This window comes from Streptococcus suis (genome assembly GCF_016775005.1).
Taxonomy (GTDB): domain Bacteria; phylum Bacillota; class Bacilli; order Lactobacillales; family Streptococcaceae; genus Streptococcus; species Streptococcus suivaginalis.
On the sequence record NZ_JAEUXI010000002.1, the window covers coordinates 67,125 to 82,440 of the forward strand.

The following is a 15,316-nucleotide window of genomic DNA, read 5'->3' on the forward strand; positions in this document are numbered from 1 at the left end:
TAAGAAAAAACCGAACGTTATTCAACGAAACTGAGATTGAACTGCCAACTTTTGCCCCTAATCTTAAATTTTGATATACTGTTAGGAATGATTTAGAAAGGCAAGCCATATGAAACAGAAACTAATTGCCCTCGATTTAGACGGTACCCTTCTTAACAAAGATAGCCAGTTATCCAATTACACTATTTCTACTATTAAAAAGGTAAAAAAAGCAGGACATAAAGTCCTCATCGCCACAGGTCGTCCCTACCGCATGGCAGTTCACTACTACCAGCAATTGGAATTGGACACCCCAATGATTAATTTCAATGGTTCCCTGATCCATCTTCCACAGCAAAAATGGCAGTGGGAAAAAAATATCCTCATCGACAAGTCCTACCTCTTAACCTTTCTGAAAGAAGAGGAACGGTTCCAGGCAGATTTCATCGCTGGTGAATACAAGAATAAATTTTTTATCACTCAAAGCCACTTGGACAAGATTGATCCAGGACTTCTGGGTGTGGACCAAATCACACCTGAGACCCTTATCAAACCTGAACTCGTCACAGAAGACCCTCATTCTATCCTGATGCAGACCCATGCAGAGGATAAATTTGCCCTAGCTGAAGAGATGAAGGCCTTCTTCAACAACGAACTAGAAATCAATACCTGGGGCGGTCCGCTCAATATCCTTGAAACCTGCGCCAAGGGTGTCAGTAAGGCAACTGCTTTGTCCTACCTGCTCGACCTCTATCAAATGGATCCCAAGGATCTAGTTGCATTCGGGGACGAACACAATGATATTCAAATGCTCCAGCTAGCTGGTAGGGGCTATGCCATGAAAAATTGTAGTCAGACCTTACTTCCTCATGCAGATTATCAAACCAGCTTCACCAACGACCAAGACGGTGTCGCAAGAGAATTGGAAGCTCTATTCCTATAATATAGAAAAAGCAGCTCAGTCACACTCTTGATTCTTTCAAGAATAGGCTGATAGCTGCTTTTTTATTATTCCGTTGTCAAACCTGCAGTCGCTGTAAGGGATTGATCATCAACAAAAACGGTATAAGTTTGCCCCTCTTCCATATCTGCCAAGCTAACTAAAGGCTTGGCTGGCTGTATAAGCCGCCAACTGATTGCCTTCACTATCTAGAACACGAATGTTTGAACCAACAGTACCGTTCAGCTCTTTCACCAAAAGAGATGCCTGACTAGAATCACTGCCAAACCCTTGTGCCATACCGGACCAGCCGACGATGATCGCATCTCCTCCTGTAATAGCCGCATGGCCTTCATAGTCCAAGGCACCATTACCAGGATTCAGTGCTCCACTTACGAAAATCTGCCCGTCATTTATAAGAAGATTACCATTTGAATCTAATCCATCTCCTCCAGCTTGTACGGTCAACTCCCCTCCATCTATAGTCAAGGAAATTCCTGCATAAGCTGAGGCGTTGGCTGCGTTGATGGCATCATCACTGGCTACAAGATTCAAGCTGCCTCCCATGATGTGAATGGTTTTTTCCTTCCATGGCTTCGGTCGATTGGGTAATCGTAATTTCTCCGGTGTTCACAATCAGGGCATTGGAAGCATGAATCCCATCATCTCCTACTTGTGCGGTCAACTGAGCCTGACCCACATAGAGATTACCCAAGTTAACATCCTCTGCATTATTCGAATGCAGACCATCATGGCCTGCTGCAATCGTTACGGTTGCATCTTTGATGTTTAGGGCATCATTTCATTGATTCCATCTCCAACCGCCTCTAACTCCAGATGACTTCCATAGATACAGACATCATCATTGCCCTCGATAGCATTATAGTAACGACCATTGACAATCAAACTGCCGCTACCATTAATGGTCAAATCACTTTTAGAAAAAATAGCCGCATCCAATTTCGTATTGCTGTTTGTCGCAGCATCCGAAATTGTGTTGGTCGTTCCATCTGCTAATGTGAGAATCACCTTATCCGCTTCTTCAACATAGATCGGAGCCGTTTCAGCACTCATCTCGACACCATTTAAGACAAGCTGTACTTGGTCAGCATCTGCTGCCTTAACACTGATCCGGATCGTATCCGAGCTTCCTGAAATAAAATGGGTATCTGCTACCGAAATGGTTAGTTCTTGTCCGTTCAAACTAGCCCCTGTCCCCGAAATCGTCACTGTTTCCCCTTCCAAGTCAATCTTAGTTGCCTGGTCGCTATCGTAACTGGCATCAAGATCCCTATCTGAAAAATACTGGCTAAGATTGGTCGTCGATGAAGCTGTTGAATCGCTTACGCTTGATGACTCTTGACAGGCAGTCAGTAAAAAACCTGAAACTATCAAACTGATCAACCATGCATTTTTTTCATTTTCATTCTCTTTCCTCAACTTCCAAAAAAATTCCCTCAAATACTACTATTTTCAGCTTAAAACAAGCTAAAATTGCACATTTCTAGCGCAACATTTCAGAAAATTTTCCCTCGGATGTCACAAAATTGCTTGACAAATTCATTGAAAACGTTTTATAATGTTACAGTTCGAACATGAAAACCCCTTCAAGGGTTTTTACATGAACAAGAAAAATTTAGGAGGAACAATAATGAGTATTGGAATCATTATTGCAAGTCATGGCGAATTTGCTGCTGGTATCCATCAGTCAGGTTCAATGATCTTTGGCGAACAAGATAAAGTACAGGTTGTTACTTTCATGCCAAGCGAAGGACCAGATGATTTATACGCTAAGCTCAATGCTGCTGTTGACGCATTCGATGCCGATGATGAAGTTTTGGTGTTAGCTGACCTTTGGAGTGGGTCACCATTTAACCAAGCAAGCCGCGTAGCTGGTGAAAACCCAGATCGTAAGTTTGCCATCATCACAGGCCTCAACTTGCCAATGTTGATCCAAGCCTATACAGAGCGTATGATTAACGCTGAAGCAGGCGTGGAAGAAGTTGCGGCAAACATTATCAAAGAAGCCAAGGATGGTGTGAAGGTTCTTCCAGAAGAACTTCAACCCGCAGAAGCTGCTCCAGTAGCTGAAGCAGCACCAACTGCTCCACAAGGTGCGATCCCTCCAGGGACTGTTATCGGAGATGGCAAGCTGAAAATCAACTTGGCTCGTATCGACACTCGTCTCTTGCATGGTCAAGTTGCGACTGGTTGGACCCCTGCTTCTAAGGCAGATCGTATCATCGTTGCTTCAGATACAGTTGCTAAAGATGAATTGCGCAAACAACTCATCAAACAAGCTGCTCCTGGTAACGTGAAAGCGAACGTTGTCCCAATCAAGAAATTGATTGAGGTTTCTAAAGACCCTCGCTTTGGTAACACACATGCCTTGATTCTCTTCGAAACACCACAGGAAGCTCTTGAAGCAATCGAAGGTGGCGTAGAAATCAAAGAATTGAACGTCGGTTCTATGGCTCACTCAACTGGTAAAACAATGGTTAACAACGTATTGTCAATGGACAAAGATGACGTTGCAACCTTTGAAAAATTGCGTGACTTGGGCGTTGAATTTGATGTGCGTAAAGTACCAAACGATACTAAGAAAGACTTGTTTGAGTTGATCAACAAAGCAAACGTTCAATAATACAATCTGATTTAAGAAAGGATTTCAACATGGATATTACACTTATTTCCGCAATTCTTGTTGTCATCGTTGCCTTCTTCGCAGGTCTTGAAGGTATCCTTGACGAATTTCAATTCCATCAACCATTGGTAGCTTGTACCCTTATCGGTCTTGTAACTGGTAACTTGGCTGCAGGCGTTATGCTCGGTGGTTCCCTACAAATGATCGCTCTTGGTTGGGCGAACATCGGTGCAGCCGTTGCACCAGACGCAGCACTTGCATCTGTTGCTGCTGCTATCATCATGATCAAAGGTGGCGACTTCTCAGCAGAAGGTATTGCCGTTGCAACAACAACTGCTATTCCTCTTGCCGTTGCTGGTCTTTTCCTTACAATGATCGTGCGTACTATCTCAGTTGGTTTGGTTCACGGTGCAGACAATGCTGCTAAAGATGCAAACTTTGCTGCGGTAGAACGTTACCACTTGTTCGCTCTTCTTCTTCAAGGATTGCGTATCGCAATCCCTGCAGCACTTCTTCTTGCAATGCCAGCTGAAGCTGTTCAATCTGTTCTTGAAGCAATGCCAGAATGGCTCAAAGGCGGTATGGCTGTCGGCGGTGGTATGGTTGTTGCCGTAGGTTATGCTATGGTTATCAACATGATGGCAACTCGTGAAGTATGGCCATTCTTCGCCCTCGGATTTGCCTTTGCTGCTCTCAGTGAATTGACTCTTATCGCTCTTGGTGTTATCGGTGTAGCAATCGCTCTTATCTACCTCAACTTGTCTAAACAAGGTGGTTCAGGAAACAGCAGCGCTTCTTCAAATGACCCAATCGGCGACATCCTTGAAGACTACTAAGAGAAGGGAGATTTAACCATGTCAGAAAAAATTCAACTTTCCGTAAGCGATCGTAAAAAAGTTTGGTGGCGTTCAACCTTCCTTCAAGGTTCTTGGAACTACGAGCGTATGCAAAACTTAGGTTGGGCATATGCAATGATTCCTGCTATCAAAAAACTCTACACGAAAAAAGAAGACCAAGCAGCTGCTCTTGAGCGTCACTTGGAATTCTTCAACACTCACCCATACGTTGCTTCACCAATCCTTGGTGTAACACTTGCCCTTGAAGAAGAGCGCGCAAACGGTGCTGCTATCGATGACACAGCTATCCAAGGGGTGAAAATCGGTATGATGGGACCTCTTGCTGGTATCGGTGACCCAGTCTTCTGGTTTACTGTTCGCCCAATCCTCGGCGCCCTCGGTGCATCACTTGCACTTTCTGGTAACATCATGGGTCCAATCATCTTCTTCTTTGGTTGGAATGCAATCCGTATGGCTTTCCTATGGTACACACAAGAATTTGGTTACAAAGCTGGTAGCGAAATTACCAAAGACATGTCAGGTGGTATCCTTCAAGATATTACTAAAGGTGCATCTATCCTTGGTATGTTCATCCTTGCAGTTCTTGTTCAACGTTGGGTATCTATCAACTTCACCATTGATCTTCCTGCAAAACAATTGTCAGAAGGTGCTTACATCGTCTTCCCAGAAGGTACTGTAACAGGTACTGAGCTTCAAGGTATCTTGGGCGATGCTCTCAGCGGACTTAGCCTTTACCCAACTCAAGCACAAAGCTTACAAGGCCAGTTGAACAGCTTGATTCCTGGTTTGATGGGACTTCTCCTTACTTTCCTCTGCATGCACTTGCTTAAGAAGAAAGTAACACCAATCACAATGATTATCGGTCTCTTCATCGTAGGTATCATCGCTCGTTTCTTCGGAATTATGTAATCAATAACCCCGCACCCGCGGGGTTTTATGGTATAATAAAGCCTAGAAAAGAGAGAAAAAACTATGGCACAATCCTTAAATTCACGAGTAGAAGTTCAAGCAACCGGTGTTTCTTATATGGGGTTCGGAGGAAAAGTTGGAAAATTCTTAGTCGGAGATAAAGCAATCGAATTTTATCCCGACAGCAATGTCGAGCGCTATATCCAGATTCCCTGGGATTCCATTCAATCCATCGGAGCTAATGTACACCACAATAAAGTCAGTCGGCATTTTGAAATCTATACAGAAAAAAGCCGTTTCCTCTTTGCCTCATCTGACTCAGGGAAAATTTTAAAAGCTGCCCGTCAGCACATTGGTAATGACCGTGTGATCAAACTACCAACCCTAGTCCAGCTCATCGGCAAAAAACTGGCTTCTATATTCAAAAAATAAAAGAAGAATCAAGTTGATTCTTCTTTTATTTTGTATTATTTTTCTTTCCGACGACGAAGAGCTACTGCTGCTCCAAGTGTCATCAATCCCATACCTGTCAACAATAGACTCTCTACACCTGCTGTATTTGGCAGTACCTTCGCAGCTGATTTTTCCTTGTCGGTTCTCTCTGTTGTTTTCGTACTCGGTACTGGCTTCAGACTAGCTGGATTCATACTTGGAAGGTGATGATTTGGTGCATAATTCGGTACCAATCCGCCATCAAAAGTCGGAACTTGATGTGTCAAGCTTTCATTGAGCGTCAAACCACCCTCGAAGCTTGGAACCTCATGCGTCAGGTTTTCGTTCAGACTCACTCCCCCATCGAAGGCTGGAAGTTCGTGGACCAGGTTCTCGTTGAGGGTCAAACCACCGTCAAAGGCTTTCGGACCTTCATTAAGGAGCCCCTTCCCTTTTTCTGTCACTTCAGCTGACTGGTTGCCCTGCTCTGCTTCTGCAAATACACCTCGAAGCAATTCAATCAATTCTTCGCCTTCTGCTAGATGAGATGCCAACTGAGTTGGTGTTCCTGATGCCATGACGCGGTTTGCTTGGTCACGGAATTGATTCAGATAGGCAGGCCATTCTTCCCCAGCCAGTCGCGGAATATAGCCCTCTAACTCACTTACAATGTCACGTAAACGAGCTACTGAGACTGCATCTAGACTTGGTTGTTCAGTTGCAGTTCCAGAAGCATTGTCACTCGTTTGGTTACCTGTGCCTTCATTTTCACCTGAACCTGTTTGGCTGCCTGAGCCCTCACTTGCCCCTGAATCTGTTTGGCTGCTTGTCCCCTCACTTGCGCCTGAATCTGCTGGTCCCTCTGAAGTGGTTAAACCTGATAACCATTCTTCAAACAGGGCAACCACTTCATCTACTTGTTCTTGGTTCTCCGCTGTCCGAGTAGCCGCTGCCGTTTCGAGTAATTCAGCCAGTTGTCCAGCTTGTGCTTCAGATAGTTTTTCCTCCTCCAAGGCTAGGGCAATTGCTAGAACTTCTTCCAAAGCTGCCAGGTCTAATCCAGCACCTTGTCCTTCTTGTTCTGAATTACTGTCACTTGAGCCGGAGTCACCGCCTTCTGCAGGAGCTGGAGTGCTGCTGTCGCCTGAGCCAGTGTCACTGCCTTCTGTTGGAGCTGGAGTGTTGCTGTCACTTGAGCCGGAGTCACCGCCTTCTGCAGGGGCGGGAGTGCTACTGTCACCTGAGCCAGTGTCACCGCCTTCTGCAGGGGCGGGAGTGCTGCTGTCGCCTGAGCCAGTGTCACCGCCTCCTGCAGGGGCGGGAGTGCTGCCGTCACCTGAGCCAGTGTCACTGCCATCTGTAGGAGTTGGAGTATTGCTCTCACCTGAGCCAGTGTCACCGCCTTCTGTAGGAGTTGGAGTGTTGGTGTCGCCTGAGCCAGAGTCACCACCTTCACTTGGCTGATCTGCGGTACCACTACCCCAATTTCGAAACATCTCTACATTGGCTTTGGCTTCTTTATATTGCTCGAGAATATCTTGGTCATTATCATTTGCAGCTAATAAGTCACGTGAAATACCATTAAAATCGAGTAAATAATCAATCCAATCTTGACTAGTTTCGTCTAATAATGCCAAATATCCTTCCAGCTCTTCGGTGTATTCTGCCAAGAGCCTTTTAGCTTCCTCAACAGAAATTGCCTCCTCACTAGCATCGCCCACTGGCGCTGGATCTTCTAGCGCTTTTTCAACAATCAAAGCTGACATATCAGCCAAGGCTTGCTTAATAGCAGGTATAGATGGCACCGACTTAGCTAACTCTGTTTCAAACGCTGTTTGCTTAGAGGCAAAGGCTTCTGCATCACTCACTTTTGTGCTATCAGCAGCAAGTCCCACCAGGCGCTCTTTTTCAATTACAAGGTCTCTAAAATACTCATCCTTGGTCAAGACACGCGCATTTTCGCCAAACAATTCAAAAACATCTAAAAAGAGTTGTTTATTCGCATTGGCAGGATCCACCGACAGGGTTAAGGCGTGCTTGCCTGCTCTTAACTGATCTAGGGTAAAAATGCGCTCCTGTCTTTGTCTGGTTTGATCTGCTGGGATAAAGAGACTGAATTTGCCTTCGCGACCAAGACCGAGCTTCTCATTATAGGCGATCACTTCACCATCCAATTCCACCAGAAAATCGGCATGGGCATTATGGCGCTCCGAATACATATCCACGCCAGTCCCTTCAAAATATAGGGTTACAGATCGATCGTTTGTACCAGAGGTATAACGACCAGTATTTCCAAATTTCCCTTGACCGGTTTCAGAAGTCCAAGAACCTGTAAATACCAGACTTGTATGGTTATCATCCACAGATACCTTATCCAAACGTGGTAAGACACCTGCTAAATGAACCGTTCCCGCGCTTGAGTTGAAGAGAAGATGCTCTCCCTCCTTCTCTCTTAATCCTGTAATTTTTTGCCCGTAGTCCGCATCCTTGACCTGATAAATCGCTGAGTTGTGGCTGGTCTGTGCAATAAACTTAGCATAGCTACCATTTTCCAAAGCTAAATCTGGCTGACCAATTACTGCAACCGCGCGGTTAAAGAAGACCTCAACAAAATTATCCTTGGATTCACCTGCATGTGCCACTCGAGCAATGGTCAGTGGCTGCACAGCTTGTGTTGGATAATTTTTGAAGTAACGAGTTGAAAGCGGATTATCTGTCACACCAGAATTATCCGACACAACATTTGGATTGTTGTAAACAGCCAGATCACCCAGAGTCACTCGTCCCTTGCTGCTATCCCTAGTTCCGAATAACACGCTAGATTGGTCCGAAACCAAAATCAACTTATCAACATTCTGTTGGATGTTACGAGTTGTAGAGTTTCGCCCATTGACAAAGAAGCGGGTGCGATTGCCTGTTTTCAAATAGGTTAGCGAGGACCATTCCCCTAACTGAGGTTTCAAAACCGTTGTCATATAGGCTGCATCAAGGTAAGGGCTTCCGTCTTTTTTCCCCTCCATGCCAAAATGCATCTGTTCTCCGTTCATGAAGGCAAAGATACGGTAAAAGTTATTATCATCTGTGTGGACCTTAAAAACATCCACTTGCTGACCAGCTTCAATCTGGTCAACCTTGACATCGAAGTGGAGAACACCTTGTCCCAGATTTTTCAGAGTAGCAATCTCTTCAGCAGTAAAATCATAGGCGCCAGACTCTGAATAATCCTGAGCTATTTTATGGATGACCCGACGATCAGCTAGCGCCTGCTCATCTCGGTCCACCAAGTAAACTTCTGGAACTGGTAAAGCTGCAAATTCATCGCTTGTTGCGGCTTCTTTGGGTGTTGCTTCCTCCACTGGACCTTCTGCGCCTTCACTGCCTGCACCCTCTCCTATAGTTCCCTCTCCTTCTTCCGGAGAAACTTGCGCCGCTTCCCCAATTTCAGTATTGGATAGAGGTGGTTGGGCATCCACGATTTGTCTAGTACGAGAAATGACCGTTGGTAGATGATTCAAATAGGCATTGATGACTGCATCCTGCCCCGTTTCTAAGGCGCCTTGGGCATTCGCAATTTCATTTTCAACTGCTGTACGTTCTGCCGTATCGCGAATTTGATCCTTCAAATTTCGTAATTCTGCGATTTTTTCTCTCAGGCTCCGACTTACTTCGCTTTCTGAAACAATGCCCGATTCTCCAGTAGCTGCATTAGTTTCAGATGCCAAAACAGCTGGTGCCTGTAGCAAACCGGCCAACAAGACTCCGATAACTACTGAGCCTACGCCAAGCCTTGTCTTCCGTAGAGCATATTGATGATTTCGATTGGTGCGATTCATTTTTTCCTCCTTTTATTTTCTATGAATAGCAATCGACAGGATAATCTCCTTTTGTTTTTACTCACTCAACAATATATTAACATATGCGCAAATCCTTTACAAGAAATTATACTCAAATGGATTTGTCTTTTTTATTAAAAACAACACAAAAAAAGGAGCAACACATTGTGCTCCTTTTCTTTGGCGAATTTCAACAGAACTCGCTTATTTTTCTTCTTTTCTACGAAGACGGGCTGCAGCTGCTAGACTAAGAACTCCTAGACTTGGAAGGAGGAATTCTGCCCCTGTACCAGTATTTGGTAGGGTCTTCTCAGCTTTTTTCTCTGCTAAACCACCTAAAGCAGAAAGAGGAGTGAGTGGCTTCTTGGATTCGTCAGTAACTTTCATTTCTCCAGCTCTTGCCTCTGCAACTGTTATTGCATCTTTGTAGACAATGCCGTATTCACTAAAGTGTTCTGCAACAAATTCAACTTCTCTATTAACAGAACCGTCTTCATTTCTAGTTTCAACTACTGTAAAGTCCAAAACTTCTTCTGATTCTGTATTTGGAAGATAAACCACTCGATCAACTTCTTTACCTTCATCAATCGGTAAGCGAACACGCGTTGGAAGAGTATTGTCAACGACTTCACCTGCTCCATTCACCAACTCGATATCAAATAGATCATAGTCAACCTTAGTAAGAACAACTGGGGTTGTAACAGCATCTGTCTCCTTGTGGCTAATGCGCAATGCTACAATGCCATCTACTTCTCCATCAGCAAGCTGAACGCTTACTTTTGTAGAAGGGTCAACCAAGACAACTGCTCGTGTAATGACATTTGTATCCCCCTTCGGTCCTTGAGCTCCTGTGTCTCCCTTGTCACCTTTTGGTCCCTGTGGGCCGACTGAGCCTGTCTCACCTTGTGGACCTTGAGCTCCTGTATCACCTTTGTCACCTTTTGGTCCTTGTGGGCCAACTGGACCGGACTCACCTTGTGGGCCTTGAACTCCTGTATCGCCTTTGTCACCTTTTGGTCCTTGTGGGCCAACTGGACCGGACTCACCTTGTGGGCCTTGGGCACCTGTATCGCCCTTGTCACCTTTTGGTCCTTGAGCTCCGGTGTCACCTTTGCTTCCTTTCGGTCCTTGTGGACCACGGGGACCTCTTGGACCGGCTGGACCTTGGTCTCCCTTATCGCCTTTCGGACCGGCTTCACCTTGTGGGCCGGTTGGACCGACTTCGCCTTGTGGGCCGGCTGGGCCAGCTTCACCTTGTGGACCGGCTGGACCGACTTCGCCTTGTGGGCCGGCTGGGCCAACTTCACCTTGTGGGCCGGCTGGACCGACTTCGCCTTGTGGGCCGGCTGGACCGACTTCGCCTTGTGGGCCGGCTGGGCCAACCTCACCTTGTGGGCCGGCTGGGCCAACTTCACCTTGTGGGCCGGCCGGGCCGACTTCGCCTTGTGGGCCGGCTGGGCCGGCTGGACCGACTTCACCTTGTGGACCACGCGGACCGACTGGACCTTCATCTCCAGGATCGCCTTTTGGTCCTTGTGGACCAACTTCGCCTCGCTCACCCTGAGCACCTGCTTGACCTGGGTCTCCTTTATCTCCTTTCGGACCTTGCGGGCCAACTTCGCCTCGTTCGCCTTGGACACCTGCTTGACCTGGGTCTCCTTTGTCCCCTTTCGGCCCTTGTGGGCCGGCTTCGCCTCGCTCACCTTGGGCACCCGCTTGACCTGGGTCTCCTTTATCTCCTTTCGGTCCTTGTAGGCCAACCTCACCGCGGTCGCCCTGATCACCTTTTGGTCCTTTCAACCAAGATTGGACATCATTTTCATCAACATCGTCGTCGCTATCTTGGTCACCAATTGTCGTTACGAACCAATCGTAGAATCCACCAGGTATCACGTCGCCATGGACAGTTGTGTAAAGAACTGCGTAATGACTGAAGTGAGTAGCTTCAAATGTGACATAGCTTGTATCAGTTTCTTCTTCATACACCTGTTCGAATTCAACAGCTTCCAGTTCTCCACCCTCAGGTATGAAGACAACACGTGAAACGAGTTTATTAACATCTACTGGCAATTTGACAAGCGCAGAAAATTCACCATCAATGTGTTGTCCGTCCTCATCAATCAACTCAATGTCATAGACAACGGCATCTTTCCCATCCACAGCTTCTGGCAAGTCTTCCATCTGAGAAACCTGAATACCAACAGCTGCATCGGCACCAGTATTTACTGTTACAGAAATATTGGTTGTGTCATCCGTGAAGATTCGAGGGGAATCAGTAACTGGATCTTCAGTGATTGGTTCATCTGTAACCGGATTTTCAGTAACTGGATCTTCGGTGACCGGATCTTCAGTAACTGGGGCTTCGATAACTGGATCCTCTGTAACCGGATCTTCAGTAACTGGGGCTTCGATGACTGGATCTTCAGTAACTGGATTTTCAGTGACTGGTTCCTCTGTAACTGGATCCTCTGTAACCGGATCTTCAGTAACTGGATCCTCTGTAACTGGGTCTTCAGTGACTGGGTCTTCGGTAACCGGATCTTCAGTGACTGGATCCTCTGTAACCGGATCTTCGGTGACTGGTTCCTCAGCGACCGGATTTTCAGTGATCGGATCCTCTGTAACTGGATCTTCGGTGATCGGATCTTCAGTGATTGGTTCCTCTGTAACCGGATCTTCAGTAACTGGATCCTCTGTAACTGGGTCTTCAGTGATTGGTTCCTCTGTAACCGGATCTTCGGTGACTGGGTCTTCGGTGACTGGGTCTTCGGTGACTGGATCCTCTGTAACTGGATCTTCGGTGATTGGATCTTCAGTAACCGGATCTTCAGTAACCGGATCTTCAGTAATTGGATCTTCGGTGACTGGGTCTTCGGTGACTGGCTCCTCTGTAACTGGATCTTCGGTGATTGGATCTTCAGCAACTGGATCTTCTGTAACCGGATCTTCAGTAATTGGATCTTCGGTGACTGGGTCCTCAGCAACTGGATCTTCGGTAACAGGTTTTTCTAGTGGCGCCGCTTGATAAAACTTAACTTCTCGAACTGTTAGGAATTGATTCGTTCTATTCCCAGCATTATCTAGCGCTTCGATAAATGTCAATTCAACACTATCAACCTGGCTGCCATTTAATTCCAAATTACTCAGAGTTGCTGAACGATGAATCGATGAAACGATTTCTTCTTGTACAACTTGACCCTGGAATTTCGTTACGACTTTATACTCTGCAACTGAGCCTTGACGATCCGGACGAGTATAAACTGTAATTCCACTTAAAGCCTTGGGTTCCGTTAAAGTAAAGGTCACTTTTTGTCCCAATCGTTTTTGATGCGAACCTGGACCCCACTTCAATTCCGTTCCGTTTGAATAGCTTCCATCAATCAATCTCTCAACACCGTAGCCAGACTGGAAAGCTGTTGGATCTTCTGCTTGTACTTGAATGTGAGAACGTTCAACTTGAGTTCCACGAATACCTGAATCTTTCTTGAAGAAACTTATACCTTTTACGGTCAAGTCACCCGGTGTCACTTGACCACTTGCATTGACTGCTTGTTTAAAGGTTACTGTAACTTTTTTAATACCACTGAAGCTTCCTAAAGAATATGATGCAGTTGGAGTTTCTTTCTCAACTGTAACATCTTGCTCTTCTCCAATTACCTGGTCATTCTCACCGTATACAGTAACTGAAAATTGGGTCAAAGTACCGTTGTTATTGAGACGTTTGTAAATTTCCAGTTTTTCAAGATCTTGAAGTTCTGTAAACGTAAAATGAACGGATTGAGGCATCCGTTTACTGCCTCCCCAGAGCATTTCTGTCAAAACCGTATTATCTGCACCAGATGATCCGTCACCAATATCTCCATTTGTTAAATTCTGAACTCCACGAGGCCAATCATTCGTATTTTGCCATGCAGTTGAATCTCCCGCCGTCACTTGAATAAACTCTTTAGACAATTCAATTAAGGCATGTTCACCTAATACGTACAACGGATCTTCGGTAACTGGATTTTCAGTAATTGGGGCTTCAGCAACCGGAGCTTCCGTAACAGGTTCTTCAGTGATTGGATCCTCTGTAACTGGATCCTCTGTAACTGGAGATTCTGTAACTGGAGACTCAATCTTAGTACCTGTTAGGTAAACTTCTGCAATCGCTACGATTTTATTATAATTTGCAGTTCCATTCCAATGGTAAGTATTTGTTGCAACAATTCTAAATTTTTGCGCTTCTACAGGTGTAAATGTAACTGTTTTAGTATCATGTGAGCCTCCGAATACAAATTCATTCTGTGGGGTTCCTCCGACAATAGAAACTCTAGTCCAATTCCCTTCTGAATTTAGATACTCAATATACCCACTAATCAAATCTCCCGTATAATGAACTCGGTAATTGTCCCCATCCTGACGTGGTGTAATATCAATGCTGTTAACACGCGCCACTTCAGTCAGACCAACTGTTAAAGCTTGAGGAGCAGTTCTATTCCAATACTCAGATGTATCTGCACTTGCCCAAAGCGTTCTTTTATCACCGTCAGTTGCAAATGAAGCATTGCGGCCTCCGCCATCCGTCGCATTATATGATGGCGCCTCTGTCAAAGACGGATCCAAATAAACTACACTTTCCTGAGGAACTTGTTTCTCGGCATATGGCATGAATTCAGCAGCTGAAACTACCTTATTTTCTTGAGCAGGATCCCAATGTTTCGTCTCTAATGCAACTAGTCGCACATAGAGAGCTTCCACGGGTTCAATCTCAATATACTTCGGTAATCTATTCACATCCAACGTGAATGTATGTGCTGCTCCATCAACTCGACCACTCGTCAGGCCATCTCTAATCCGAGTAACACCAGTTGGAATTGCATCCTCCCAACGCTCTTTGTCTAGGCTATATTGAATTTTTCCTTTTACAACGTTACCAACCGCAGTATCACTTTCAGATCTTGGCGAATATAAAACTTTACTAACCGTTCCAGGTTCAAGCAATTTCACAGTCAACATTTGTCGTGCAGACTCTTGATTAATTTGTGAATGGTTTGAACTCCAAAATGTTGAAGAATTATTATCAATAACATTTGAAGCATTCACCCCAGACTCACTCGTTTGAGTCGAAGTTACCTCAACAAATGATTGATCCACTGCAACCCTTACTCGCACCATCGGTTGAGTTATTTCTGTGAGGTCACTCGCCTCCTCCCCTCTCACCTCTCCCCCTACTTGAGGTGTTACTTGTGGTGCAGCTTGCTCTTCTTCGCCGAGGTCAATTTCTGTTTCATGGTGGTCAGCTTGATTGGTTGGAGATGGAGTTGGAGTTAAGGCGGACACTGCCGGTTGTGCTGTTGAAGGAGCTGCTGCTAAAGGCTCTTCTTCCCCATCAATAACAATGCCATCTTCTGCAGTTGGCTGCACCTGAACGGTGTTTGGTCCTGCCTCTGCTACTTCTGAATTTGCCAAAACTGTTGGAGCTTGTAGCATACCTGCTAGAAAGACGCCAACTACTACTGAACCAACGCCCCAATTTCGCTTACGTATCGAATAATGATACAGTTTTTGATAATTTTTATCTTGTCTATTCATATGTTCCTCCGTTTTTATTTCAAAGATAAAAGTTATTACCAATTATTATAGTTGTTTTAACCTCCCCTTCTACGTTATTTACATATCTTTCTATGATAATTTCAACAATATATTAACATACAATGATAGCGCTTGCAAGAGGGATTTT

Annotated in this window: 10 protein-coding genes; 5 read left to right on the forward strand and 5 right to left on the reverse strand. The window is 45.3% G+C overall.

Translation table 11 applies throughout. The features are described 5' to 3' along the window. Positions 1-109 precede the first annotated feature (109 nt). Positions 110-922, forward strand: a complete 813-nt coding sequence (locus tag JNG37_RS02530; RefSeq protein WP_158455687.1) for a Cof-type HAD-IIB family hydrolase — start codon at positions 110-112, stop codon at positions 920-922. Between the two features lie 153 nt (positions 923-1,075). Here the strand turns inward: JNG37_RS02530 and JNG37_RS02535 are convergent, their stop codons facing one another. Genes JNG37_RS02535 through JNG37_RS02545 form a run of 3 tightly spaced genes read right to left on the reverse strand, consistent with a single transcriptional unit; the run spans position 1,076 to position 2,323 of the window. Beyond that, a complete protein-coding gene (locus JNG37_RS02535) occupies positions 1,076-1,474 on the reverse strand; it encodes a carbohydrate-binding domain-containing protein (protein WP_187321607.1) in 399 nt (132 codons plus the stop codon). Beyond that, entirely contained in the window at positions 1,455-1,706 is a 252-nt protein-coding gene (locus tag JNG37_RS02540; protein WP_158455691.1) for a carbohydrate-binding domain-containing protein, read from the reverse strand. The genes JNG37_RS02535 and JNG37_RS02540 overlap by 20 nt, the downstream gene beginning before the upstream one ends. 2 nt (positions 1,707-1,708) lie before the next feature. Beyond that, the gene (locus JNG37_RS02545) at positions 1,709-2,323 is read right to left on the reverse strand and encodes a carbohydrate-binding domain-containing protein (RefSeq protein WP_187321608.1); all 615 of its coding nucleotides are present in this window, start codon (positions 2,321-2,323) and stop codon (positions 1,709-1,711) included. A gap of 247 nt (positions 2,324-2,570) precedes the next feature. On the opposite strand from JNG37_RS02545, the gene JNG37_RS02550 reads away from it, so the two are divergent. The 4 genes from JNG37_RS02550 to JNG37_RS02565 all read left to right on the forward strand — a co-directional run bounded on the left by JNG37_RS02550 (position 2,571) and on the right by JNG37_RS02565 (position 5,761). Beyond that, positions 2,571-3,563, forward strand: coding sequence for a PTS sugar transporter subunit IIB (locus tag JNG37_RS02550; protein WP_158455695.1), 993 nt, complete (start codon positions 2,571-2,573; stop codon positions 3,561-3,563). Positions 3,564-3,592: 29 nt separating this feature from the next. Next, positions 3,593-4,399: a PTS mannose/fructose/sorbose transporter subunit IIC gene (locus JNG37_RS02555; protein ID WP_105207081.1), complete on the forward strand. Its 807-nt coding sequence runs from the start codon at positions 3,593-3,595 to the stop codon at positions 4,397-4,399. Positions 4,400-4,417: 18 nt separating this feature from the next. Beyond that, positions 4,418-5,329, forward strand: coding sequence for a PTS system mannose/fructose/sorbose family transporter subunit IID (locus tag JNG37_RS02560; protein ID WP_158455697.1), 912 nt, complete (start codon positions 4,418-4,420; stop codon positions 5,327-5,329). 63 nt (positions 5,330-5,392) lie between these two features. Next, positions 5,393-5,761, forward strand: a complete 369-nt coding sequence (locus JNG37_RS02565) for a DUF956 family protein (protein WP_158455699.1) — start codon at positions 5,393-5,395, stop codon at positions 5,759-5,761. 35 nt (positions 5,762-5,796) lie between these two features. On the opposite strand, the gene JNG37_RS02570 is transcribed toward JNG37_RS02565, so the two are convergent. Further along, on the reverse strand, positions 5,797-9,594 hold the full coding sequence (locus JNG37_RS02570; RefSeq protein WP_158455701.1) for an LPXTG cell wall anchor domain-containing protein: 3,798 nt from the start codon (positions 9,592-9,594) through the stop codon (positions 5,797-5,799). Positions 9,595-9,798: 204 nt separating this feature from the next. Beyond that, on the reverse strand, positions 9,799-15,168 hold the full coding sequence (locus JNG37_RS09960; RefSeq protein WP_187321609.1) for a discoidin domain-containing protein: 5,370 nt from the start codon (positions 15,166-15,168) through the stop codon (positions 9,799-9,801). Positions 15,169-15,316 lie beyond the last annotated feature (148 nt).

Excerpts from the sequence above, each read along its gene's own strand:
- JNG37_RS02530 (WP_158455687.1), top strand. The coding sequence starts at position 110 with ATGAAACAGAAACTAATTGCCCTCGATTTAGACGGTACCCTTCTTAAC.
- JNG37_RS02550 (WP_158455695.1), top strand. The coding sequence starts at position 2,571 with ATGAGTATTGGAATCATTATTGCAAGTCATGGCGAATTTGCTGCTGGT.
- JNG37_RS02555 (WP_105207081.1), top strand. The coding sequence starts at position 3,593 with ATGGATATTACACTTATTTCCGCAATTCTTGTTGTCATCGTTGCCTTC.
- JNG37_RS02560 (WP_158455697.1), top strand. The coding sequence starts at position 4,418 with ATGTCAGAAAAAATTCAACTTTCCGTAAGCGATCGTAAAAAAGTTTGG.
- JNG37_RS02565 (WP_158455699.1), top strand. The coding sequence starts at position 5,393 with ATGGCACAATCCTTAAATTCACGAGTAGAAGTTCAAGCAACCGGTGTT.
- JNG37_RS02570 (WP_158455701.1), bottom strand. The coding sequence starts at position 9,594 with ATGAATCGCACCAATCGAAATCATCAATATGCTCTACGGAAGACAAGG.
- JNG37_RS09960 (WP_187321609.1), bottom strand. The coding sequence starts at position 15,168 with ATGAATAGACAAGATAAAAATTATCAAAAACTGTATCATTATTCGATA.